The organism is Streptomyces sp. LS-MS-L19, from assembly GCF_058382285.1.
On the sequence record NZ_JBYCLL010000001.1, the window covers coordinates 2,816,609 to 2,839,746 of the forward strand.

The 23,138-nt window shown below is 70.4% G+C and carries 20 protein-coding genes; 8 read left to right on the forward strand and 12 right to left on the reverse strand.

Annotation, left to right across the window (positions count from 1 at the left end):
• Window positions 1-67 precede the first annotated feature (67 nt).
• Together AC2XR2_RS12475 and AC2XR2_RS12480 are read left to right on the forward strand one after the other, a co-directional pair.
• Entirely contained in the window at window positions 68-1,531 is a 1,464-nt protein-coding gene (locus AC2XR2_RS12475; protein ID WP_491515043.1) for an ABC transporter permease, read from the forward strand.
• A gap of 43 nt (window positions 1,532-1,574) precedes the next feature.
• Window positions 1,575-2,267, forward strand: coding sequence for an ABC transporter ATP-binding protein (locus AC2XR2_RS12480; protein ID WP_491515044.1), 693 nt, complete (start codon window positions 1,575-1,577; stop codon window positions 2,265-2,267).
• Window positions 2,268-2,279: 12 nt separating this feature from the next.
• On the opposite strand, the gene AC2XR2_RS12485 is transcribed toward AC2XR2_RS12480, so the two are convergent.
• Entirely contained in the window at window positions 2,280-3,260 is a 981-nt protein-coding gene (locus AC2XR2_RS12485; RefSeq protein WP_491515045.1) for an aldo/keto reductase, read from the reverse strand.
• A 40-nt stretch (window positions 3,261-3,300) separates the two neighbouring features.
• A complete protein-coding gene (locus AC2XR2_RS12490; protein WP_330267363.1) occupies window positions 3,301-3,627 on the reverse strand; it encodes a nuclear transport factor 2 family protein in 327 nt (108 codons plus the stop codon).
• 132 nt (window positions 3,628-3,759) lie between these two features.
• Between AC2XR2_RS12490 and AC2XR2_RS12495 the strand changes: the two genes are divergently transcribed.
• Both AC2XR2_RS12495 and AC2XR2_RS12500 read left to right on the forward strand, forming a co-directional pair.
• Entirely contained in the window at window positions 3,760-4,314 is a 555-nt protein-coding gene (locus AC2XR2_RS12495) for a DoxX family protein (RefSeq protein ID WP_330267362.1), read from the forward strand.
• A gap of 86 nt (window positions 4,315-4,400) precedes the next feature.
• Complete coding sequence (locus AC2XR2_RS12500) at window positions 4,401-4,739, forward strand: MazG-like family protein (protein WP_381302605.1); 339 nt, start codon at window positions 4,401-4,403, stop codon at window positions 4,737-4,739.
• Here AC2XR2_RS12500 and AC2XR2_RS12505 read toward each other — a convergent pair.
• The 4 genes from AC2XR2_RS12505 to gadC are packed head-to-tail and all read right to left on the reverse strand — an operon-like array spanning window position 4,711 to window position 9,236.
• Window positions 4,711-5,976 carry a hypothetical protein gene (locus AC2XR2_RS12505; protein ID WP_491515046.1) on the reverse strand — a complete coding sequence of 422 codons (1,266 nt, stop codon included), beginning with the start codon at window positions 5,974-5,976 and terminating at the stop codon, window positions 4,711-4,713. The two genes, AC2XR2_RS12500 and AC2XR2_RS12505, sit on opposite strands and share 29 nt — an antisense overlap.
• A 1-nt stretch (window position 5,977) precedes the next feature.
• Complete coding sequence (locus AC2XR2_RS12510) at window positions 5,978-7,330, reverse strand: dipeptidase (protein WP_491515047.1); 1,353 nt, start codon at window positions 7,328-7,330, stop codon at window positions 5,978-5,980.
• Complete coding sequence (locus tag AC2XR2_RS12515; RefSeq protein WP_491515048.1) at window positions 7,327-7,770, reverse strand: hypothetical protein; 444 nt, start codon at window positions 7,768-7,770, stop codon at window positions 7,327-7,329. Before AC2XR2_RS12515 ends, AC2XR2_RS12510 begins: the two co-directional genes overlap by 4 nt.
• Window positions 7,767-9,236 carry a glutamate/gamma-aminobutyrate antiporter GadC gene (gadC, locus tag AC2XR2_RS12520; RefSeq protein WP_491515049.1) on the reverse strand — a complete coding sequence of 490 codons (1,470 nt, stop codon included), beginning with the start codon at window positions 9,234-9,236 and terminating at the stop codon, window positions 7,767-7,769. Before gadC ends, AC2XR2_RS12515 begins: the two co-directional genes overlap by 4 nt.
• Before the next feature lie 188 nt (window positions 9,237-9,424).
• On the opposite strand from gadC, the gene AC2XR2_RS12525 reads away from it, so the two are divergent.
• Entirely contained in the window at window positions 9,425-10,678 is a 1,254-nt protein-coding gene (locus AC2XR2_RS12525) for a threonine/serine exporter family protein (RefSeq protein WP_491515050.1), read from the forward strand.
• Between the two features lie 95 nt (window positions 10,679-10,773).
• Window positions 10,774-11,898: an aminopeptidase P family protein gene (locus tag AC2XR2_RS12530; RefSeq protein WP_491515051.1), complete on the forward strand. Its 1,125-nt coding sequence runs from the start codon at window positions 10,774-10,776 to the stop codon at window positions 11,896-11,898.
• A gap of 68 nt (window positions 11,899-11,966) precedes the next feature.
• On the opposite strand, the gene AC2XR2_RS12535 is transcribed toward AC2XR2_RS12530, so the two are convergent.
• The 4 genes from AC2XR2_RS12535 to AC2XR2_RS12550 all read right to left on the reverse strand — a co-directional run bounded on the left by AC2XR2_RS12535 (window position 11,967) and on the right by AC2XR2_RS12550 (window position 17,087).
• On the reverse strand, window positions 11,967-12,986 hold the full coding sequence (locus AC2XR2_RS12535) for an ABC transporter permease (protein ID WP_449351621.1): 1,020 nt from the start codon (window positions 12,984-12,986) through the stop codon (window positions 11,967-11,969).
• Entirely contained in the window at window positions 12,983-14,548 is a 1,566-nt protein-coding gene (locus AC2XR2_RS12540) for a sugar ABC transporter ATP-binding protein (RefSeq protein WP_491515052.1), read from the reverse strand. Before AC2XR2_RS12540 ends, AC2XR2_RS12535 begins: the two co-directional genes overlap by 4 nt.
• 2 nt (window positions 14,549-14,550) lie before the next feature.
• Window positions 14,551-15,702 carry a substrate-binding domain-containing protein gene (locus AC2XR2_RS12545; RefSeq protein ID WP_491515053.1) on the reverse strand — a complete coding sequence of 384 codons (1,152 nt, stop codon included), beginning with the start codon at window positions 15,700-15,702 and terminating at the stop codon, window positions 14,551-14,553.
• A gap of 335 nt (window positions 15,703-16,037) precedes the next feature.
• Window positions 16,038-17,087, reverse strand: coding sequence for a LacI family DNA-binding transcriptional regulator (locus tag AC2XR2_RS12550; RefSeq protein WP_491515054.1), 1,050 nt, complete (start codon window positions 17,085-17,087; stop codon window positions 16,038-16,040).
• A gap of 486 nt (window positions 17,088-17,573) precedes the next feature.
• On the opposite strand from AC2XR2_RS12550, the gene AC2XR2_RS12555 reads away from it, so the two are divergent.
• Window positions 17,574-19,079 carry an arabinofuranosidase catalytic domain-containing protein gene (locus AC2XR2_RS12555; protein WP_491515055.1) on the forward strand — a complete coding sequence of 502 codons (1,506 nt, stop codon included), beginning with the start codon at window positions 17,574-17,576 and terminating at the stop codon, window positions 19,077-19,079.
• 114 nt (window positions 19,080-19,193) lie between these two features.
• Complete coding sequence (locus tag AC2XR2_RS12560) at window positions 19,194-21,800, forward strand: alpha-L-arabinofuranosidase family protein (RefSeq protein ID WP_491515056.1); 2,607 nt, start codon at window positions 19,194-19,196, stop codon at window positions 21,798-21,800.
• On the opposite strand, the gene AC2XR2_RS12565 is transcribed toward AC2XR2_RS12560, so the two are convergent.
• Together AC2XR2_RS12565 and AC2XR2_RS12570 are read right to left on the reverse strand one after the other, a co-directional pair.
• The gene (locus tag AC2XR2_RS12565; protein ID WP_491515057.1) at window positions 21,787-22,422 is read right to left on the reverse strand and encodes a hypothetical protein; all 636 of its coding nucleotides are present in this window, start codon (window positions 22,420-22,422) and stop codon (window positions 21,787-21,789) included. The two genes, AC2XR2_RS12560 and AC2XR2_RS12565, sit on opposite strands and share 14 nt — an antisense overlap.
• A 2-nt stretch (window positions 22,423-22,424) precedes the next feature.
• Entirely contained in the window at window positions 22,425-23,033 is a 609-nt protein-coding gene (locus tag AC2XR2_RS12570) for a hypothetical protein (RefSeq protein ID WP_491515058.1), read from the reverse strand.
• Window positions 23,034-23,138: the final 105 nt, after the last annotated feature.

Sequence of the window (23,138 nt, forward strand, 5' to 3'; positions counted from 1 at the left end):
CCGCAATGCGGCGTCCCTACCTTGAGGGCGCGCCCACAGCGGGCGCCAAGAACCTTCGAGGAACGGGATGTTTGGCATCTATCTCAAGCGCGAGCTGGGCCGGCGCAAGAAGGCGGCCCTGGTCATCGCACTGGGTCTGGCGCTCGGTATCGCCCTGGTCATCACCGTCAACTCGGTGTCCGCCGGTATGACCCAGGCGCAGGACAAGGTCCTGAAGTCCCTCTACGGGCTCGGCACCGACATGACCGTCACCAAGGCCAGGTCGGCCCCGACGTCGGGGAGTTCGGGCAGACCGAACTTCCAGTTCGACGCCAGTTCCGACGACAGCGACGACAAGCAGAGCTCCGACCGCGTGATGACCCAGGGCGGTCAGGCCCTGGCGTCCTCGGTGGTCACCAAGGTCTCGCAGCAGAAGGGGGTGGCGAGCGCGGTCGGGGCGCTGACCCTCAACGTCACCAAGGTGGACGGGTCCTTCACCCAGGGCAAAGCACAGAATTCCGGTGGAAACACCGGGAACAGCGGCGGTCAGGGCGGTCCCGGCAACAGCACCGCGGCTCCCCGGGTCCAGGGCGGCGGGGCGAACTTCGACGTGAACTCCTACTCGGTGGCCGGCGTGGACGTCACCGACCAGACGCTCGGCCCGCTGGCCGGCTCGAAGATCACCACCGGCAAGACCTTCACCGCCGCGCAGAGCAACGCGAAGGTCGCGGTCGTCAGCGCGTCGTACGCCAAGGAGAACTCCCTCAAGGTCGGGGGGACCCTGACCATCTCCGGCACCAAGTACACGGTCATCGGCATCGCGACGCCCGACAGCAGCGAGTCCACCACCGACGTGTACCTGCCCCTCAAGCAGGCGCAGACGCTGGCCGACGCCAAGAACCAGGTCACCACGATCTACGTCAAGGCGAGCGACTCGCAGCAGATCGACGCCGTCAAGTCGGCGATCCAGAAGAACATCTCCGGTACGACCGTCACGACCTCCGCGGATCTCGCGGAGACCGTCTCCGGGTCCCTGTCCACCGCCTCCAACCTCGCGACCAGCGTGGGCAAGTGGCTCTCCGTCGCGGTGCTCGCCGCCGCGTTCCTGGTGGCCGCGCTGCTCACCTCCTCGGCGGTCTCGCGCCGGGTCCGTGAGTTCGGCACCCTGAAGGCGCTGGGCTGGCCGAGCCGCCGGGTGACCCGCCAGGTCGTCGGCGAGTCGATGGTCAACGGCCTGCTCGGCGGCGCCCTCGGCATCGGCCTGGGCCTCGCGGCCGCCTACGCGGTCACGGCGATCAGCCCCAAGCTGACCGCACAGCTCGGGAACACCGGTGGCGGTGGCGGTATGGGCGGCGGTCCGGGCGGTGGCGGGGGCCCCGGTCAGCAGGCCGCGCGGAACACCATGGAGATCGCCCTGTCCGCGCCGGTCTCCCTGACCACCATCGCCCTCGCGGTGGGCCTCGCGATCACCGGCGGTCTGATCGCCGGCGCGATGGGCGGGTGGCGCGCGTCCCGGATGCGGCCCGCGGACGCGCTGCGCAGCGTGTCGTAACCCCCCTCACTACTTCGCTACGCGAATTCCCGATGGAGCTCTCATGTACCAACTCACCAGCGTCACCAAGCGCTACACGCGCGGCAAGGAGACCGTCGAGGCCCTGCGCGGTGTCGACCTCACCATCGAGGACGGCGACCAACTGGTCATCCAGGGACCGACCGGCGGCGGCAAGTCCACGCTGCTCCAGATGATCGGCGGGCTCGACCGGCCGACCGAGGGCAGCGTCGAACTGGACGGCGTCGACCTCGCACGCATCAGCGAGGCCAAGCTGACGCGGCTGCGGGCCGAGAAGATCGGCATCATCTTCCAGTCGTTCAACCTCATCCCCACGTTGACGGCTCAGGAGAACGTCGAGACCGCGCTGGTCCCGCTGGGAGTCAAGCCCGGGGAACGGCGGGAGCGGGCCGCCGAGGCGCTGCGCTCGGTGGGGCTGGGTGAGCGGCTCACCCATGCGCCCTCCGAACTGTCCGGCGGTCAGCAGCAGCGGGTCGCGATCGCGCGGGCGCTGGTGAAGAGGCCGAAGGTGTTGCTGGCCGACGAGCCGACCGGGAACCTCGACGAGTCGATGCGGGACGAGATCATGGGGCTGCTCGAAGGGCTGTGGCACGAGTACGGGTTGACGTTCGTCCTCGTCACGCACGACTCGTCGATCGCCCGGCGGGCTCCTCGGCTGGCGACGATCAAGGCGGGGCGGATCACGTTGACCGAGCAGCAACAGTCCTTCGTCCCGTAGGAGTTGGTCCGCTCACCGTCCGAGAACGCGGTCGATCTCGGTCAACTGGCCGGCGGTGAGCGGCCCCTTCTCGATCGCTCCCGCGTTCTGCTCCGCCTGGGACACCGAGCGGAAGCCCGGGATCGGGACCGTGCGCGGGCTCCGCGCCCAGATCCAGGCGAGCGCGCCCTGCGCGAGCGTACGGCCCTCACTGGTCAGGATCTCCCTCAGCGCGTCGATCCTCGACAGCCACTTAGGGTCGGCCGTGGTGCCGTCGCCGAAGCCCGGGAGCCAGGCCGGGGGCCTGCTGCGGATGTCCCCGGCGTCCTGCGGGCCTTGGCGCTTCCCGGCGAGCAACCCCATCGCCAGCGGACTGCGGTTGATGCTGGCGAGTCCGGACTCAGCGCACAGGGACAGCATGTCGGGGGCGTCCTGCAGCACGTTCAGCGCGTGCTGTACGGCCGCGCAGTGCTCCCCCTCGGCGAAGACGGCGGCGCGGGCCGGGTCGTCGGTGCTCCAGGCATAGGTGCGGATGAGGCCCTCGGTGACGAACTCCTCGCAGGCGTCCCGGAGTTCGGCCGCGCGCGCCGGGTCGAGGTCGGACAGGTGGAGCTGGTAGAGGTCGACGTGGTCGGTGCCGAGGCGGGCGAGGGACGCGGTGAGGGCGCGGCGGGCGTAGGCCGGGGTGTCGTCGGAGCCGGTGAGCGTGCGGGTGTCCTCGTCGAAGACGTTGCCCCACTTGGTGGCGAGGACGACGTCGTCCCGGCGCTTGCCGAGGGCACGGCCGAGGACGCGCTCGCTGTGCCCGGCACCGTAGGTGTCCGCGGTGTCGAAGAAGGTGATGCCGAGGTCGAGGGCGCGCCGGACCGCCCGTACGGACTCCTCGTCGTCCACCCTGCCCCAGCCGAGGGGCTGTCCTTCGGTGTTCTGCCACTCGCCGCCGATGGCCCAGCACCCGAAGCCGAGCGCGCTCACTTCGATCCCACCGCGACCGAGCGTCCTGTTGGTCTCCATGGCCGGAGACTAGGAGTTGGAGCGCACTCCAGGACAAGCGTTATGCCTGGCCGGTCTCGAAACGCGAGATGCGGCCGTCGTCGCCGATCTCGAAGTGCCATTTGGTGCGCATCTCGCCCCAGGTGTCGTTGCTGTAGCGGGCGATGAGGTCGCGGCCGCCCCGGGACTCGTTGTCGACGTCCATGTGGCCGTGGGAGGAGAAGATCTCCCGGTCGATCCAGTCGTCGAGGTCGCGGTCGCTGCCGTCGTCCGCCATGGTCGCGCCGGGTGCGAGGAGCGCCAGGAAGGCCTCGCGGTCATGGGCGTTGACGGCGGAGACGAAGGCGCGGACGGCCGGGTCGCTGAGCTTGGCTGTCTGAATCGTCATGCCAGTCAGACTCACACCGCGTGCCCGAGGCCGCCACCCGAACGGCCGCGCGGGTCTTCCGGGCAGGTGTGAGCGGTGCGACGGTGGAAACGCGAGGGGGGTTCCGTTCCGCATCTCGTGCTGGGAGTCATCGTGACCGCTTACGACCGACGTGATCTGGGCCTGCTGCTGCTCCGGTTGGGGACCGGGGGTGTACTGGCCGCCCATGGCGCGCAGAAACTGCTCGGCTGGTTCGGCGGGGGCGGGATCGAGGGGACCGGCCAGTTCATGGAGTCGGTCGGGTACGCGCCGGGCCGGGCCAGCGCCAGGGCGGCGGGGCTGGCCGAGGCGGGCGGTGGCACCCTGCTCGCGCTGGGCCTCGCGACCCCGGCGGCGGGCGCGGCGGCGGCCGGTGCGATGGCCGGCGCGTCCGCGGTGCACGCGCCCAACGGCTTCTTCAACGCGGGCGGTGGCTACGAGTACGCGGCCACGCTGGGCCTGACGGCGGCGGGCCTCGCCGTGACGGGCCCCGGCCGTCTCTCCCTCGACCACGCGCTCGGACACACCGTCAACCGCGGCTGGATGGTCCCGGTGGCGCTCGCGGTGACCGGGCTGACCACGGCGGCGGTCGTGGGGATGCGGGGGCGGCGGCTCCGGGAGAAGGAGGGGCAGTCGGACGACGCGCAGGAGGCGTTGTTCGAGGAGTAGGGGGTTGGGGTTGTGATCGGCTGCGGGTGCGTGGGGGCGGGTCGCGCAGTTCCCCGCGCCCCCGCGTGGGTGACAAGCTGCCCCGCATGAACGAGCCCGGCACCCTGCCCTCCGACCTCTGGACCTCCGTCGACGCCCTGTGGGCCTGGCTGGAGGCGGATCGGCCGGTGAGCGGCCGGGAGGGTCTGCTGCTGCGGATGCTGAAGCTCTCCGAGGAGGTCGGGGAGGTCGCCGAGGCCGTCATCGGGGCGACCGGTCAGAACCCCCGCAAGGGCGTCACCCACACCTGGGAGGACGTCGAGGCCGAGCTGTGCGATGTGGTGATCACCGCGCTGGTGGCCCTGCGCACCCTCACCCCGGACACCCGCGAGACGTTCATGGCCCACCTCGCCCGGGTCACGGAACGCTCACTGGGCCCTCGCTAGGGGCGGCGAGGAACTCCACCACCGCGAGCGCGAAGAGCAGCGTGAGCGCCAGGCCGAACACCACCCAGCCGGTCGGGTACGACCACAGCAGATACGTCAGTACGGCGGCGGCGACCAGCCCCCAGACGATCCAGCCGCGGAACCGCCGCACGAACGGCCCCACCGGGCCGGTCCGCAGCCCCGCCCGGTCCGCGACATGGCGTACGGCCCCGATGCACGCCGTCCACAGCCGGCGGACCCGAGTGGCCCGCGGTCCCGGCCCGGTGAGCCAGGCCGCGAGCGCCGTCACCGCGCCCAGGGCGACCACCACCCGCACGGCCCGGCGCAGGAAGCGGGTCAGCACGTCGTACACGGAACCGGCGGCGGGCTGGGAGAGGCCGGCCGGGAGGGCGTCCAGGTAGAGCACCCGGGCGACCGTGAGGCCCACGCCGAGCAGCGCGGTGGCGAGGGCGAAGCCCACCGCGCCCGCGATCAGGGCCCGGCGTCGGTTCCGGGCGAGCAGGACCCCCGCGGTCAGCAGGGCCACGGAGAGGACCGGCAGCCAGGTGCCGGCCAGCTGCGACAGCCGGAAGTACGTGCGCACCCGGCCGATGTCCTCGGCCTCGACCAGCGTCAGGTTCGTGTGCACCGACGGGATCTTCGCGGCGACGCCCATGCCGTCGTCCACCAGGCGCTGCTTGACCTGTTCGACGACCGGGCCGAGGTCGAGGGTGACCGTGTCGGTGTCGATCCGCAGGGCTCCGTCGGCGCTGCCGGTGAGCGCCTCCTCCACCGCGCTGTGCACCCGGCGGTTGGCGTCCCTCCAGACCCGGTGGAAGGTGTCCGAGGCGATCACGGACTGCGCCTTGTCCTGCACGAAGCTGCGCACGGCGTCCTCGATGGAGTCGCCGAGCTTGCCCAACGCCTGTTCCAGACGCGGGCGTTCGGCGGGGGCCGCGCCGGAGAGCAGCGCGATCAGGTCGAGGTGGCTCATCACGGCGTCGGTGACGCGCCGGGCCGCCTCCCGCTGGATGTCGGGATCGTCGGCGAGCGGCTCGACCGTCTTGACGTAACGCCCGGTGTCGCCGATGACGTCGGCGCTCCAGGAGGCCACGACGGACAGCGGCGCGAGCACACAGCCGAGCACGACGAGGAGCGCGGCGAGCAGGGACCGTACCGGACGCCTGCGGGACCGCTGCCGGGCCTCCAGCTCGGCGACCCTCGCCCGCAGCCGCTCCAGTTCCTCGGGCTCGTCCATGTCAGCCCCGGTAAGCGGCCGCGAACTCGCGCAGGAAGAGTGCCTCGACGTGGGCCATGTGCTCGATCTCCGTCGGATCGACGCTCTCGTTCGGGGCGTGGATGAGGCAGCGGGGCTCCTCCACGCCCATGAGGACGATCTCGGCCCGTGGGTAGGTGGTGGCGAGGACGTTGCAGAGCGGGATGGATCCGCCCTGGCCGAGGAAGGCGAGGGGTTTTCCGTAGACCTCTTGCACGGCCTTGCCGAGGGCCGCGTAGGCGGGGCCGTCGGTGGCGGCCCTGAAGGGCGAGCCGGTGCCCTCCGTCGCGACCGAGACCCGGGCACCCCAGGGGGCGGCCCGGGTCAGGTGGCCGGTGAGCGCCTCGAGCGCGACGCGGGAGTCGGTGCCCGGCGGCACGCGCAGGCTGACGCGGGCGCGGGCCGTCGGCGGGACGGCGGCCGCGGAGCCGACGACGGGCGGGCAGTCGATGCCGAGGACGGTGACGGCGGGGCGCGCCCAGAGGCGGTCGGCGACCGTGCCGGTGCCGGTGAGCCGGACGCCTTCCAACACACCCGCGTCGGAGCGGAACTGTGCCTCGTCGTAGCCCACTCCGTCCCAACTGCCCTCGCAGTCGAGGCCGTCGACGCGGGTGGCACCGGTCTTCGGGTCCCGCAGCGTCGAGAGGATCTGCACGAGGGCGGCGAGCGCGTCGGGTGCCGGACCGCCGAACATGCCCGAGTGCACCTCCCCCTGGAGGGTCTCCACGGTGACGACGACGTTGGCGAGGCCGCGCAGGGTGATCGTCGCCGTGCCGGTGCCGACCTCGGCGTTGCCGGTGTCGCACACCAGCAGGGCGTCGGCGAGGAACTGCTCCGGGTGCTGGGCGACGTAGGCCTCCAGGCCGCCCGTGCCCTGTTCCTCGGAGCCCTCGGCGACGAACTTCAGCCCGACCGGGATGTCCTCGCCGAGCGCCCTGAGCGCGGTGAGGTGCATGACGATGTTGCCCTTGCAATCGGCGGTGCCACGCCCGTACCAGCGGCCGTCGCGTTCGGTGAGCGTGAACGGCGGGGTGGTCCAGGCGTCGTCGTCGAGCGGGGGCTGGACGTCGTAGTGGCAGTAGAGCAGGACCGTGGGGGCGCCGGGCGGTGGCGGGCGGTGGCCGATCACGGCGTGGCTGCCGTCGGGGGTCTCGGCGAGGTGGACGTCCCTCAGGCCCGCCTCGGCGAAGGCGTCGGCGACCCAGCGGGCGGCCTTGAGGCACTCCTCGGGCGGGTACTGGCGCGGGTCGGCGACCGAGGGGACGGCGACGAGATCGGTGAGGTCCTGTTGGGCGCGGGGCATCAACGCGGCGATTCTCGCGGCCAGTTCGCTCATGCGTCTCGCCTCACCGTGTCGTCGGTCTTGAGGTCGTTCAGCCGGTCCTTGAAGTCGTCGAGCTTCTCCGGGCAGTAGATCTCCAGGATCTTGGCCTCCGCCTTCAGTGCCTTGCCGTCGCCGATGACCGGGCGCTGGCCCACGAAGGCGGCCCCGTTGGAGACGTTGATCTTCCACAGCGCGGAGTGCAGGGCGCTCGCGGGGTCCTCGCAGACGATGCCGCCGTCGTCGCCCAGCGCCCGCTCGATGGTCTCGGTGTCGGGGCGGGTCCAGCCGGCGTCCTCGGCGGCGTCGGCGAGCTTGTTCGCCTTCTCCGCCGTCTCGTTGGTGGTCTTCACGCTGTCGTACTGGATGATCCCGACGACCGCGAGGGCTACCAGGACGATGATCGCGCCAAGGTAGATCCACCGGTGCTCGGAGGCGAACCGGGTCGGGCTCATGACGGGCTCCCTTCCGCCGCCTCGGTACGCCAGCTCGGCTTGCGGAGCTTGAGGAAGGCGTACGGGATCAGCAGACCGAGGATGACCAGGCCGCCGCCGATGATGCAGATGTACGACAGGACGCTGTTGCTGCCGAACTGCGAGGGCGGCACGAAGCCGATGGCGAGGGCGGCGGCGGAGGAGAGGAGGCCGACCGTGCAGATCAGGTGCAGGGCCGGGACGCGGTAGCCGCGCGGGTGGTCGGGCTGGTTCTTCCTGAGACGCATCGCGGCGGCGAACATCAGCAGGTAGACGATGAGGTAGACCTGCGTGGTGATGGTCGAGAAGATCCAGTAGACGTCGGAGACGTTCGGGATCAGTGCGTACATCAGGGCGATGACGGTGGTGACGACGCCCTGGGTGACCAGGATGTTCTGCTGGATGCCGTACTTGTTGAGCCGCTGGAGGTAGGGCGGCAGATAGCCCTCGCTGCGGGAGATCTCCAGCAGGCCCTTGGACGGTCCGGCGAGCCAGGTGAGCATGCCTCCGAGGGAGGCGGCGATCAGCATCACGGCGGCGATCGGGGTCATCCAGCCGATGTGGAAGTAGGAGAAGAAGGCGTGGAAGGCCTGCATCACACCGGCGGTGAGGCTGGTCTGGTCGGCGGGCACCACCCAACTGATCGCCAGCGCCGGGAGGATGAAGATGAGCAGCACCAACCCCATGGCCAGGAACATCGACTTGGGGTACTCCTTCGCCGGGTTCCTCAGGGACGACACGTGGACCGCGTTCATCTCCATGCCGGAGTAGGAGAGGAAGTTGTTGACGATGAGGACGAGGCTGGCCAGGCCCGTCCATTGGGGCAGCAGATGGTCGGCGGTCATCGGGGCGGCGGAGGGGTTGCCCTGGCCGAGGAAGACGATGCCGAGGACCACCAGGATGGTGCCGGGCACCAGGGTGCCGATGATCAGACCCCAACTGGACAGTCCGGCAAGGGCCTTGGTGCCGCGGGAGGAGATCCAGACGCCGGTCCAGTACAGCACCATGATGACGATGGCGGTGTAGAGGCCGTTGGAGGCGAGGGCGGGGTCGATGACGTACGCGAGGGTGCTGGCGACGAAGGCCAGCAGGCTCGGGTAGTAGAAGATCGTCATCGCGAACTGGCACCACACGGCGAGGAATCCGAGCGGCTTGGACAGTCCCTCGCTCACCCACCGGTAGACCCCGCCGGACCAGCCCGAGGCGAGCTCCGCCGACACCAGCGCGGTCGGAAGCAGGAACACGATCGCCGGCACGAGGTAGAGGAACACGCAGGCCAGGCCGTACACGGCCATCGTCGGGGCGGCGCGCAGGCTGGCCACCGACGCGGTGGTCATCAGCGCCAGCGTGACCCAGGTGAGCACCGGGGCGGAGGTGGATCTCGCCGCCACCGCCTGCGCCGTGTCCTTCCGCTTCGGAAGGTCGGCCGGTACGTCCATCGATGCCATGGATGCCCTCCAGGGACGGGTCGTCGGAGTGTGGCCCAGCCTGTGCGGGGCGGCACCGGAGCGCATGAGGAGCTCCGCCGTCCGGGTGACGCCCCGGTGTAGCCCGTACGGCCCACCCGTCTCGCCGCGCTCTTCCGCCGCGCCGCACGCTGGTGCTGCCGCAGGGACCGCCGTCGAAGGAGCCGCCCGTGGAGTCACGTGCCGCGCCCGGCCTCGACGAGCTGACCGGTTTCCTCACCCGGCTCACGCGGCTGCTGCTGGACACCAGCGGTGAGGGTGCCGAGGGCGTCGAGGAGACTGTGAACGGTGCGGCCCGGGCGCTCGGCGGGGACGCGGAGCTGCTGCTGGTGCCGGACGGCGCCGCGCTCATGGTCACCGGGCCGGGCGGGGACAGCCGTACCGTCACCGTCCGGGCCTTCCCCGAGGTGTTCCGCCTCGACCGGGTCACCGCGCTCAAGCCGCTGTTGGCGCAGGTGCGCGCGGGCGAGGTCGCCCTACGGGAGGCCGATCGCCGGCTGGCCCGGATCACCGGGTCGAGGCCGCCGTATCCCTGGTGGGCCAAGCTGCTGGGCATCGTGCTGTTCTCGCTCGGCTTCGCGCCGTTGATGCAGCCGACCTGGTACGAGATCGCCACGACCGCGGTGCTCGCGACGATCGCCGCGGGTCTCGCGGTGGCCGCCGACCGTGTCCCGCGGCTGGCGGCGGTGCTGCCACTGGTGGTGTCGACGCTCGTGTCCGTGGTCACGGTCGAGGTGTTCGCCCGCACTCCGGAACATGGCGGGCCGGTGCTGCTGATGCTCCCGGCGCTGTTCTTCTTCGTCCCGGGGGACTATCTGAGCGCCGCGGCGGCCGAGTTGGCGGCCGGACGCATCACGACGGGAGCGATCCGCCTGGTGTACGCGGTGTTCCTGCTGGTGCAGCTGTATCTCGGCGTCCTGCTGGGCGTGTTCGCGACCGGTACGTCCACACGGGCGCTGTTCGATGTGGCGGCGGAGTCGGATCTGCCGCGCTGGGCGCTGTTCCTGGCGTGGATCGTGTTCACCGCCGGCACGGTCCTCGCCTTCGCGATCCCCCACCGGCTCTTCTGGCCGCTGCTCGCACTGGTGTACCTCACGGTCGCGGTGCAGTCCCTGGTGACCAAGCTGATCGGCGAGACCGGCGGCACGTTCGTCGCGGCGGCGGCGCTGACGGCGACGGCCTCGGTGCTGGCCCGCGCCCCGCACCGCCCGCCCCGTCTGGTCCTCCTCCTGCCGGGCTTCTTCACGCTCACCGTCGGCTCCCTCGGGATGCGGGGCCTGACGACCCTGGCGGGCGGCTATGTCGTCGAGGGCTTCCAGGACCTGCTGAAGCTGGTCACGATCGTCACCGCGATCGCGGTGGGGATGCTGTTCGGGGCGGTGGTGGTGGGGCGGTCGGGGGATCGGATCACGGGGACGGAGTGATGCCGGCCTTCACCCGTTCGGCGTAATCCCTCAGGCATCCCGCCCTCCGCCCCTCGGACGATGAAGCGGACGGCGACCACGTTCCGAGGAGCCTCATGACCGACTTCCCCGCCCCCTTCACGGAACAGGACTACGCGGCCCGTATGACCCGGGCGGCCAGGGACGCGGCGCAGACCGGTCTGGCCGGGCTGCTCGTGACGCCGGGCCCCGATCTGGTGTGGCTGTGCGGCTACCGGCCCACCGCGGTCACCGAGCGGCTCACGCTCCTCGTCGTCACCCCAGGCTCCGAGCCCCGCCTGCTGGTCCCGGCGCTGGAACGCCCCGACGCGGAGGCCGCCCCGGGCGCGGGCGCCGTGCGGATCTCGGACTGGCGCGACGGCCAGGACCCGTACGCCGCCGCCACCGGGCTCCTGCTGCCCAACGGCCGCTACGGCGTCTCCGACGTGACCTGGGCCCTGCACCTGCTGGGCCTCCAGGAGGCGCTCCCGCTGACCACCTACCGTCCGCTGTCCGTCGTCCTGCCGATGCTGCGCGCGGTGAAGGACGAGCACGAGGTGGCCCGGCTCGCGGCGGCTGGAGCGGCGGCGGACGCGGCGTACGAGGAGATCCTCTCGGTCCGCTTCAGCGGCCGCCGCGAGAGGGACGTGGCCGCCGACCTGGCCGACCTGCTGCGCCGGCACGGGCACAGCCAGGTCGACTTCACGGTGGTGGGTTCGGGCCCGAACGGCGCGAACCCGCACCACGAGGCGGGCGACCGCGTCATCGAGCACGGCGACACGGTCGTCCTCGACTTCGGCGGCCTCAGGGACGGCTACGGCTCCGACACCACGCGCACGGTCCACGTCGGCGACCCGACGGAGGAGGAACGCAGGGTGCACGACCTCGTCCGTACGGCCCAGCAGGCGGCCTTCGAGGCGGTCGCCCCCGGGGTCGCCTGCCAGGAGATCGACCGCCGGGCCCGCCGGGTGATCGAGGACGCCGGGTACGGCGAGTACTTCGTGCACCGCACCGGCCACGGCATCGGCGTCACCACGCACGAGCCGCCGTACATGATCGAGGGCGAGGTGACCCCGCTGGTGCCCGGCATGTGCTTCTCGATCGAACCGGGCGTCTACCTGCCGAACCGCTTCGGCGTACGGATCGAGGACATCGTGACGTGCACGGCGGACGGGGGGCGGCGGCTGAACGCGACGGATCACGCGATGGCGATCGTGGACTGACCTTGGCGAGTTGCCCGGTGGTGGTGTCCGCGCCCGCCGGCGCACCGAGTCGGCCGATCGGGTGCGTCCTAGCTCCGGCTTCTGCCGAAGTACCGGGCCCGGGCCCGGTCGAGCAGGATCGCGACGCCGAGGACCGCTCCCTGGACGACCTGCTGGTCGTAGGGGCTGACCTTGAGGGCGAGCAGGCCGTTGGTGATGAACTCCAGCAGGATGGCGCCCGCCGCGATGCCCGCGATACGGCCCTCGCCGCCGGAGAGCGACATGCCGCCGACCACCGCGGCGGCGATCGCGGTGAGTTCCCAGCCCGCGCCGACGGAGGGGTCGGCCACGTTCATCCGGCCGATCACCAGGATGCCGACCAGACCGGCGAGGGCGGAGCTGGCGACGTAGGTGGAGGTGATCCGGCGGGCGGTCGGGATGCCGGCGAGCCGGGCGGCCTCCTTGTTGCCGCCGACCGCGTAGATCTGGCGGCCCACGTAGGTGCGCTCCAGGACGAACCAGGCGACGACGGCCGCGCCGACGAAGAACAGTGCGGGGACCGGCACTTCGCCGAGGTAGTACTGGCTGAGGTTGCTGAACAGCGGGTCGAGGTTGTTGATGGGCGAGCCGCTGGTGATGGCGAGGGCGGTGCCCTGGGCGACGGTGTAGGTGACGAGGGTGATCACGAAGGGGGGCACGTTCAGGCGGGTGACCATGACGCCGTGCCACAGGCCGACGGCGGCGGTGATCACCAGCGTGAACAGGATGGCGAGCGGGGCGGGCAGGCCCTCGTTGACGTTCATCCAGCCGGCCAGGATGCCGGCCAGACCGGCGAGGGCGCCGACCGACAGGTCGATGCCTCCGGTGAGGATGACCAGGGACTCGCCGATCGCGAGGATGCCGACCTGGGAGAGGTCGCGGCCCATCACCTGGAGGTTGCCCACCGCCGTGTACGTCTCCGCGTTGGCGGCGATCGCCACGAACACCACCACGCAGGCGATGATCACGCCGGCCTCCGGGGAGGCGGCGAGTCTGCGGAGGAGGGTCGACGCGGCCGAACGGGGCTGCGGCGCGACCTCGTTCGGGGCGAGCGTGCTCTGCGCGCTCATGCTGTGGCTCCGTTCGTCACTTGGTGGGTCTCGAGAGGGGCGGTTCCGGCCGCGGCCGTCATGATCCGTTCCTTGGTGGCGTCGGCCCGGTCGATGACCTCGACCACCCGCCCGTGGTTCATCACCGCGACGCGATGGCAGATCCACAGCAGTTCCTCCAGTTCGGAGGAGGCGACCACGATCCCCATGCCCTGCTCGGCCGCCTGGTCGATGAGCTTGTAGATCTCCGCCTTCGCGCCGACGTCCACGCCACGGGTGGGCTCGTCGAGCAGCAGCAGACGGGGTTCGGCGGCGAACGCCCGCCCGAAGATGGCCCGTTGCTGGTTGCCGCCGGACAGCGAGCCGATCGGCTGCTCGACCGACTGCATGCGCACGTTGACGTTCTCGGTGATCTTCCGTGCCTCGGCGCGTTCCCGGCCCGGTCCGAGCAGGCCCCGGGTGCTGATGCGCTTGAGCACCGAGACGACGACGTTGGCCCGGATCGAGGCGAACAGCACCAGTGACTGTTCCTTGCGGTCCTCGGGGATCAGCGCGATCCCGGCCGCCACGCCGTCCCCGGCGCCGCGCGGCCGGTAGGGCTCGCCGCCCAGCAGCATCCGGCCGCCGGTGGCGGGCTGTGCGCCGGCGATCGTGTGGACCAGGCGGCTGCGGCCTGAGCCCATCAGCCCGGCCACGCCGAGGATCTCGCCCTCGCGCACCTCCAGGTCCACCGGTCCGAGGCCGTCCGCGGTGAGGCCCTCGGCGCGGAGCAGCACCGGGCTGGTGGCGGGCGGTGCCTTCGGTTCGCCCTGGGCGACCTCGCCGCCGACCATCTCCCGGATCAGCCGTTCCTCGGTGGCCTCGGCCGGTTCGAGGTCGGCGACCAGTCTGCCGTTGCGCAGCACCAGGACGCGGTCGCTGATGTCCCGCACCTCGTCGAGCCGGTGCCCGATGAACAGCACGGTGCCGCCGCGCTCGGCGAGTTGGCGGGCGAGGCCCAGCACCATGCCGGCCTCGACGGGTCCGAGGGAGGAGGTCGGCTCGTCGAGGATCAGCAGCTTGGGTTCACGGCCCCAGGCCTTGGCGATCTCGATCATCTGCCGGGTCGGCACGGGGAGGGTGCGGACCTCCCGGTTCACCGGGATCGTGTCGGCGGACAGACCGATCTCCGCGAGCATCGCCTTGGCCTCGGCCCGTTGCGCGGTGCCGTCCACCAGGAAGCGGCGCTTCGACTCGCGCGGGCGGCGGCCGAGGAGCAGGTTCTCGGCCACCGAGAGCTGTCCGACCAGCGGGAACTCCTGGGAGACCATGGCGATGCCGAGCTGTCCCGCGGCCTCGGTGGACCCGGCGGCGAGGGGCTCCCCGTCGATGAGGATCTCGCCGCCGTCCCGGTGCACCGAGCCGGCCAGGGTGCCCATCAGCGTGGACTTCCCGGCCCCGTTCTCGCCGACCACGCCGATCACCTGCCCGGCGTACAGGTCGAGTTCGGGCAGATCGAGGACGCGGACGGGGCCGTAGGACTTGTGGACTCCCCGCAGCCGCGCGGTGACCGCGCGGTCCGGGGCGTTCTTCTCGGGGGTCATGCTCAGCCGATCCCGAGCTGCGACTCGAGGGACTGGTAGGCGCTCAGGTCGGACTTGGTGACCAGGCCGACGCCGGAGCTCAGGGTCGAACCGTCCTTCTCCAGGTACGGCTTGACGAGGGCCATCGTCTTGTCCTTGCCCAGCACCTTCTCCGCGGCCAGGATGTACGCCCCGGTGTAGCCCTGCTGGTACGGCATCTGCACGACGGTCCCGGAGATCACCCCGGACTTGATGAACTTGAGCGTCTGGGCGTCGGAGTCGTCGGAGACGATGTGCACGGAGGCCGTCTTGCCGGCCGAGGTGACGGCCTGGGCGAGCGCGGGGCCGTCGTAGGAGTAGACGCCGTAGAGGCCGTTGACGTCCGGGTTGTTGGCGAGGATGGTCTCGGCGTCCGAAGTGGCCGTGCTGGCCTGGAGGTTGTCGTTGACCTTCTGGGCGACGGTGATCTGGGTGCCCTTGAGGGCGGCCTCGAAGCCGGCGATGCGCTGGGTGGCGTTGGACGCGGTGAGCGAGCCGACCAGGATGGCCACCTTGCCCTTGCCGCCGAGGACCTGCTTCATCGCGGTGCCCGCCTGGAAGCCGGCGGTGTAGTTCGGGGTGCCGAGGTAGAGGGAGGCGGCGTCGGTGCCGGGCAGCGGGGAGTCGATCGCGAGGACGCTGATGCCCTTCTGGACGTCGGTGTGGATGGTCCCGGCGGCCGAGGTCGGGTCGATCGCCGAGATCGAGTAGCCGGTGACACCCTGCGAACGCAGCGTCTCCAGCTCGGAGTTCTGCTCGGTGAGCTTGCCGTTCGGCGGGGCGAAGTAGGTGCACTTGCTCTTCGCGATGCCGAGGTCGGAGCAGCCCTTGAGGAAGCCGACCTGGCCGGCCTTCCAGTAGTCGGCGGCCACGTTCACGACCATCGCGATGTCCACCTTGGACAGGTCCTTGCCGGCCAGCGCGGACTTCAGGGCCGCGTCGAGCTTGGCGAGGTTGGCCTGGTTGAAGGTGACCGAACCGGCCAGCGTGATCGGGGCGGCGGCCTTGGTGCCGCTGCCGGAACCTGCGGTGTCGGAGCCGCCCGCGCTCTTGGAGCAGCCGGTGGCGGCGAGCGAGAGGAGCACGGCGGTGGCGGTGGCGGTGGCCAGGGTGCGGGACCTTCTGGTGCGGAGCATGGGGATCAACGCCCTTCTGAGTGAGGTGAGTTGGTAGAGCCGGGCGGCTGGACACACACCTGTGCACGGACATGCCGGTGCCGGGGAGGCGGGAACAGGCGTGGGTGTGGGCCGCTTCGAAGCGGTACGTGACGGAGGTGCCGGTGTCGACGGCGGGGGCTCATCGGGGTGAGCGCGGTGAGGGGCAGGCGTGGCTGACAGCCCGTCAGGGCTGGTAAGGCGCCGACCGCTTGTAGCGGCGGGCCGGAGTTGAGTTACGCGCTCCGTGCGTCGCGCGGCTCACAACAGACGCTGCGGGCAAGGGATTTGCTGATCTTGGTGCTACCGGGCGTCTGTCATGTCGGGCTCTCTGTTCGGGGTCGCGGGCGGGTCGCCGAGGTCCGCACGACGAGGCTGGGCGGTATGACGATGTGGGGTCTCATGCCGGACACCGGGATCCCGGAGTCCGGATCACCGACGATCTCGATCAGTGCACGCAGGGCACGCCGGCCGAGTTCGTCGAAGTCCTGGCGGACGGTGGTCAGGGACGGGCCGAAGTACTCGGTCTCCGGCATGTCGTCGAAGCCGACGACACTGATGTCCTCCGGCACGCGGCGCCCGCCCTGCTGAAGGGCCCGCAGCAGCCCGAGGGCCATGTGGTCGTTGGCGCAGAACACCGCGGTGATCTCGGGGTCGTCGGCGATCCGGTGACCGTGCTCGTATCCGGTACGGGCCGTCCAGTCGGCGCCGGCCAGGGGTTCGGGCACGGGAGCGCCCCGCTTCTCCAGGGTGGCGCGCCAGCCGGCCTCGCGTTCCTGCGCGTCGAGCCAGGTCCGCGGTCCGACCAGGTGGTGCACGGTGCGATGGCCGAGGTCGAGGAGGTAGGAGGTGGCGAGTTCGGCGCCGGCCTCGTTGTCCACGGCGACCGAGACCAGCGCGGTGTGGGTGCCGCAGCCGACGGCGACGAGGGGCACGTCCGTCGGCACGTTGGCCAGTGCGCCCACCGCGGCGGTCTGCGGTGCGATGACGACGATCCCGGCGACGCCCTGGTTCCGCAGCCGGTCCACGGCGTCCAGGACCGAACGCCGGTCGAGGGTGCCGACGGCGGCCACGGTGACGAAGTACTCGTGCTCCCTGGCGGCCTGCTCGATGCCGTAGAGCATGCAAGCGGGGCCGTACAGCGTGGTGTTGAAGCTGATCACACCCAGGGTGCGGGTGCGTCGGGTCGCCAGGGTGCGGGCGGCGGCGTTGGGCCGGTAACCGAGTTCCCGTACGGCGGCGAGGACCCGTTCCCGGGTGCGGGGCCGGACGTTCGGGTGATCGTTGAGGACCCGGGAGACGGTCTGGTGCGAGACGCCGGCGATCCGGGCGACGTCCGCCATGACGGGGGCACGCTCTGCTTCCATGGTCCGCCTCCTCACACGTCTTCGTGTTGTGTACGTCGTGACGAATTGTTAGCGCACACATTCTTGGAGGGTCAAGGCTCGTCGGACTCCGTGCCGGTGGGATTCCCCGACTGTGCGGAATTCGTCAAGTCCCTTCTGACCTGGCCGTATTGAGCCGTCCAAGCTCGTACCCGGCACGTTCGGGCACCTGGGTAAACAGACGGCACAGCTTTTGTTTTGGCACTCTTGACCGTTCAACCGTGTTGACCCGGTATTCATCCGGCCGTAAAAAGACGGAGCCGCGAGAGCGATCGCTCCCCCTGGCCGACCTGGCGTGAACGGTCTGCGCGCAGGTCAGCCTCCCCCCATCCCCCCTCCCCTCACCTTTTGCTGCGTCGAGCAGCACCGACGCCTCGTGAGGGCCCGGAATGTTAGCGCCCACATCACTGCCTCCCGGGCGCGCCCGGCACCGGACGAACGCAGCACCCACGACGGAAGAGGTTCACCGTGAACGGTCGAGTGACAGAACGCCGACGCCTCAGAGGACTCCTGCTCACCGTGAGCGCGGCCCTCACCCTCCTCGCAGGCATCCTCGCCGGAGTCGTAGGCACCGCCGGCACGGCCGCGGCCGCCTCATCCCTCCCCTGCGACATCTACGCCTCCGCGGGCACGCCCTGCGCCGCGGCCCACAGCACCACGCGGGCGCTCTACGCCTCCTACAGCGGCCCCCTCTACCAGGTGAAGCGCGCGTCGGACGGCGCGACGACGAACATCGGCGTGCTCAGCGCCGGCGGTTACGCCAACGCGGCCGCGCAGGACTCCTTCTGTTCGGGGACGACCTGCACGATCACCGAGATCTACGACCAGAGCGCGAACCACAACAACCTGACCATCGAGGGCCCCGGCGGCAACGGCGGCCAGGACGTGGGCGCGATCGCCGACGCCCTCCCCGTCACGGTCGGCGGCCACGCGGCGTACGGGGTCTACGTGTCGGCCGGCGTCGGCTACCGCGACAACAGCACCACGGGCATCGCCACCGGCAGCTCCCCCGAGGGCGCGTACATGGTGACCAGCGGCCACCACGTGAACAACCGCTGCTGCTTCGACTACGGCAACGCCGAGACGTCCGGCAACGACACCGGCAACGGTCACATGGACGCGATCAACTTCGGTACGGAGTGCTGGTTCTCGTGCACCGGCTCGGGCCCCTGGGTCGAGGCGGACCTGGAGAACGGCCTGTTCTTCGGCGCGAACGGCGCCTACTCCGGCAACACCGGCATCTCCAGCGAGTACGTCACCGCGATGGAGAAGAACAACGGCACGACGACGTACGCGATCAAGGGAGGCAACGCCCAATCCGGCTCCTTGAGCACCTTCTACAACGGGGCGCTGCCCACCACCAGCGGCTACGCCCCGATGCACAAGGAGGGCGCCATCGTCCTCGGCACCGGCGGCGACAACAGCAACGGCTCGGACGGCTCCTTCTTCGAGGGCGTCATGACCTCGGGCTACCCGACCGACGCCGCCGACAACGCCGTACAGGCCAACGTCACCTCGGTCGGCTACACCACCCCGACGGCGACCTTCCCGGTCACCGGCACCGCGTACCGCCTGACCAACACCAACTCCGGCAAGGTGCTGGACGCGGTGAACTGCGGTACCGCCAACGGCACTTCGATCGACCTCTGGGCCTCGCTCGGCAACACCTGCCAGCAGTGGAAGTTCGCGAGCGCGGGCAACGGCCACTACACCATCACCAACGTCAACAGCGGCACGGTCCTGGACGACAAGAACTGTGCCCAGGCCAACGGCACGGCCGTCCAGCTGTGGGCCTCGCTCGGCAACACCTGCCAGCAGTGGGACGTCACGAAGGTCGGCAGCCACTACACGATCTCCAACGTCAACACCGGTATGACGCTGGACGTGGCGAACTGCGGCACGGCCAACGGGACGGTCGTACGGCAGTGGCAGCAGCTGGACAACACGTGCCAGCAGTGGAACATCGCGCCGTGATCTGACGGTCGCGTAGGGCGCGGGCCCTTGGTCCCTCCCCACCGACGGGCCCGCGCCCGACCACGGCGTACTCCCTCACTCGTCTTCGACATCTTTCTTGCAAAGGAACCGCGCATGCCCTCAGAAACCGGACCGTCCCGCAGGGCCGTCCTGTCCGCCATCGGTGTCGCGTCCCTGGCCGGGACCTTCGCCGCGTCCACTCCTGCCATGGCCGCCCCCGCCGCCGGGACCACTCCCGTCACCCTCCCCTCCGCGTCGGCTCACTGGACCTTCGACGAGGGCACCGGCACCACCGCCGCGGACGCGTCCGGCAACGGCGAGACCGCGACACTCCAGGGCGCGGCGGGCTGGGGTGACGGCAAGGTGGGCGCCCACAGCCTGAACCTCACGGCGGGCGGCAACGCCACCGCGGCCGGACCGGTGGTGGACACCTCCAAGGCGTTCTCGGTGTCCGCGTGGGTCAACCTCGCCCAACTGGGCGGCTACCAGACCGCCGTGAGCATCGACGGCAAGGTGGTCAGCGCCTTCTACCTGGGCCTGCGCGACGACACGGGCACCTTCGCCTTCGCCCGCCTGGCGTCCGACGCCACGCAGGGAGCAGCGGTGGCGGCAGCCGCCTCGGCCCCGATCGCGGGCACGTGGACCCACCTGGTGGGCGTCAGCGACGCCGCGGCCGGTGTCACCCGCCTGTACGTGAACGGCGTACTGGAAGGGGAGACGGCGTACACGGCGGGCTGGGCCGGCACCGGGCCCACGGCGATCGGCCGTGCCCTGTACGGCGGCGGCCAGGTGGACCAGTTCCACGGCCAGATAGACGACGTACAACTGTTCCCGACGGCCCTCACCTCGGACCAGGTGGCGACGCTGGCGGGCGTCCCGGTGGAGTCCACGACCCCGCTGCTGAGCGTGGACGTGTCGAATCCGGCTCACGCCGTCTCCCCCATCCTCCCGGGCCTGATGTTCGAGGACATCAACCACTCCGGCGAGGGCGGCATCTACGCCGAACTGGTCCAGAACCGCTCGATGATGGCGAGCGACACGGATCCGGTGCACTGGTCGGCGGTGGGTGGATCGACCCTGTCTCTGGACACTTCGACCCCGCTGAACGAGGCCCTGAACCGCTCCCTGAAGGTGGTGCTGCCCAGCGGTACTGGAGTCGGGAGCCGGGCCGGTGTCTCGAACGACGGCTTCTGGGGCATCCCGGTCCGCCCCCGAACGACGTACACGGCCCGCCTGTTCGCGAAGGCGTCACGGCGGATGGGTCCGCTGACGGTGTCGATCGAGTCGGCGGACGGGGGGACGGTGTACGCGTCGGCGCGTCTTTCTCATGTAAGTACGACCTTCCCCGACCGCCCGTACGAACTGACCCTGCGCACAGGCGCGAACGCCCCGGTGACGGGCGACGCGCGACTGACGGTGACCACGTCGGATCCCGCCGCGTCGGGCGAGACCCTGTGGCTCCAGCACGTCTCCCTCTTCCCGCCCACGTACAACAGCCGGCCGAACGGCCTGCGCGTGGACCTGATGGAGAAGTTGATCGCGTTGAAGCCGAAGTTCCTGCGCTTCCCGGGCGGCAACTTCCTGGAGGGCAACACGATCGCGACCCGCTTCAACTGGAAGAACACGATCGGTCCGGTCTGGGAGCGCCCCGGCCACATGGACGACGCGTGGGGCTACTGGTCGACGGACGGCCTGGGCCTGTTGGAGTACCTGCACTGGGTGGAGGACATGAAGGCCCAGCCGGTCCTGGCGGTCTTCGCGGGCTACACGCTGAAGGGCGACCGCGTGACGGGGGACGCACTCCAGCCTTTCGTCCAGGACGCGTTGGACGAGATCGAGTACGTGACGGGCCCGGTCACCAGTAAGTGGGGTGCCCGGCGTGCGGCGGACGGCCACCCGAAGCCGTTCCCGCTGGAGTACGTGGAGATCGGCAACGAGGACTGGTTCGACGGCTCGGGCTCGTACGACGCGCGCTTCACGGCGTTCCACGACGCGATCAAGGCGAAGTACCCGCACCTGAAGCTGATAGCGACGACGACGGTGACGAGCCGCACGCCGGACTTGATAGACGAGCACTACTACTTGGCCCCGTCGGCGGCCCAGGCGGCAACCCACAAGTACGACAACAGGGACCGCGCGTCGACGAAGGTGTTCGTGGGCGAGTGGGCGGCGCAAGAGGGCCGCCCGACCCCCGACCTGAACGCGGCGTTGGGCGACGCGTCGTGGCTGGCGGGCCTGATCCGCAACTCGGACCAGGTGTTGATGGAGTGCTACGCCCCCCTCTTCTCCAACGTGAACAACAACGTCTGGGCAACGAACTTGATCGCCTACGACAACCTGACGAGCTACGTCTCCCCCAGCTACTGGGCCCAGCAGATGCTGACGAGCAAGCTGGGCGAGATGGTGCTGCCGGCTACGGCACGGGCGCTGCCGGGGTTGGCAACGGTGGTGACGCGGACCGGGAAGCACGTGTACCTGGCGGTGGTGAACTACGGGACGGAGAAGCTGGATGTGCCGGTGGAGCTGGAGGGCCTGGCGAAGGGGGTCAGGAAGAGCGCGAAGGCCACTGTGCTGACGGGCCCGTCCCCGACGGCGACGAACACCCTGACGGAGCCGACGACGCTGGTGCCCACAACCACGACGGTGTCGGGAGCGGGCCAGACGTTCACGACGACGTTGCCGCCGTTGTCTGTGACGGTGCTGGAGCTCACGCTGACGTGATGTCGGTGATCTCCACGGAGAGTTCAGTGCTCGCCGATGCGGTGCTGATCAGAGAGGGCCGGTAGCTCAGGCTGGTCTGGTTCGTCAGCTCGGCGGTCTGGATGACCGGCCCGGACTCGTCGCCGTGGATCTCGTACGTGATCTCGTAGACGGCGTCCGGGTCGAGGTCCGTGCTGGTGCCCAGGTAGGTGAGCTCGGGCTCCACGGTCACGTTGCAGCCGGCTGATCCGAAGCACTGGCGCTCGGTGGTGCGGAGGTCGATGGAGAAGCTGTCGGCGTCGACCTGGGCGTAGGTCGGTTCGGGGTCCGGTTCGGGGTCCGGTTCTGCGAAGGGGGCGGCGAGATCCTCGCCTGCGGAGCTGGGCGCTGCGGTGGTGGACGGTTTGTCGTCGTTGGGGGTGGACCCCCTGGTGGCCCCCACGACGACGATGCCGGTGGCGACGATCGCGGCGATCACGGCGGCGGCCGAGCCGATGACGACGGCGTTGGCGCGGCGCTTGTTGGATGGACTGGGCGCCTCGATCGGCGAGGGTGGTGGGAAGGCGGGCGGCGGGAGAACGGGCGGCGGCGGTGCCGCGGGAGGCTGCGGTGTCGCGGGAGGCTGTGGGAGGTTCTCGTCCATCGTCAGTTCCACCCGCCCAACAGACCGGCACTGACCTGGGCACTACAGATGTTGTAGTCACCGGCCGCGTGCCCCTTCTTGGTCTTCCCTCCTACGGTGACGGAGCAGTGGATGTCCCCGGACCCTTGGAGCTGCGCGGTGATGTTGAAGTACAGGGCGTCGTCGTCGAGGGGAAGGGTGGCCTTGAACTCCCCGTCCTTGAAGTCACCGTCGCGGTTGTCGGAGTCGGACCCGTAGGTGATGTTGAGGGGGCCGAGGGCACCGGCGGGGGCGGTGCCCCAGACCTTGAAGACAACGACCTTCTTGTCGGCCTTCTTGTCGGCCTTCTTGTCGCTGTCCTCCTTGCCCTTCTGTGCCACGTCACCGCCCGCCTTGGTGTCGTCGACACTCTTGCTGGTGTCCTTGGAGTCACTCGAACCGGAGCCACCGCCCACGACGGCACCGACGAGAGCGATCAGAACGAATAGCCCGACGAGCCCGAGACACCCGAGCCCGATGACCTTTCCAGCACCGCCCTTCTTCGGCGGCGGCGGAGCGAACGGCGGCTGCCCGAAGGGCTGTTGAGGTCCACCCCATCCGGGCTGCTGCGGCGGGTACTGCTGCTGGTTCATGGTTCCCCCTGGGGCGTGGGTCGTGCAGTGCATGGTGTGTGACTCGCACAGCTCCCACACGGTTTCCAAACCAGCTCAATTCACCTGATCGTGGAGCGCTCAGGG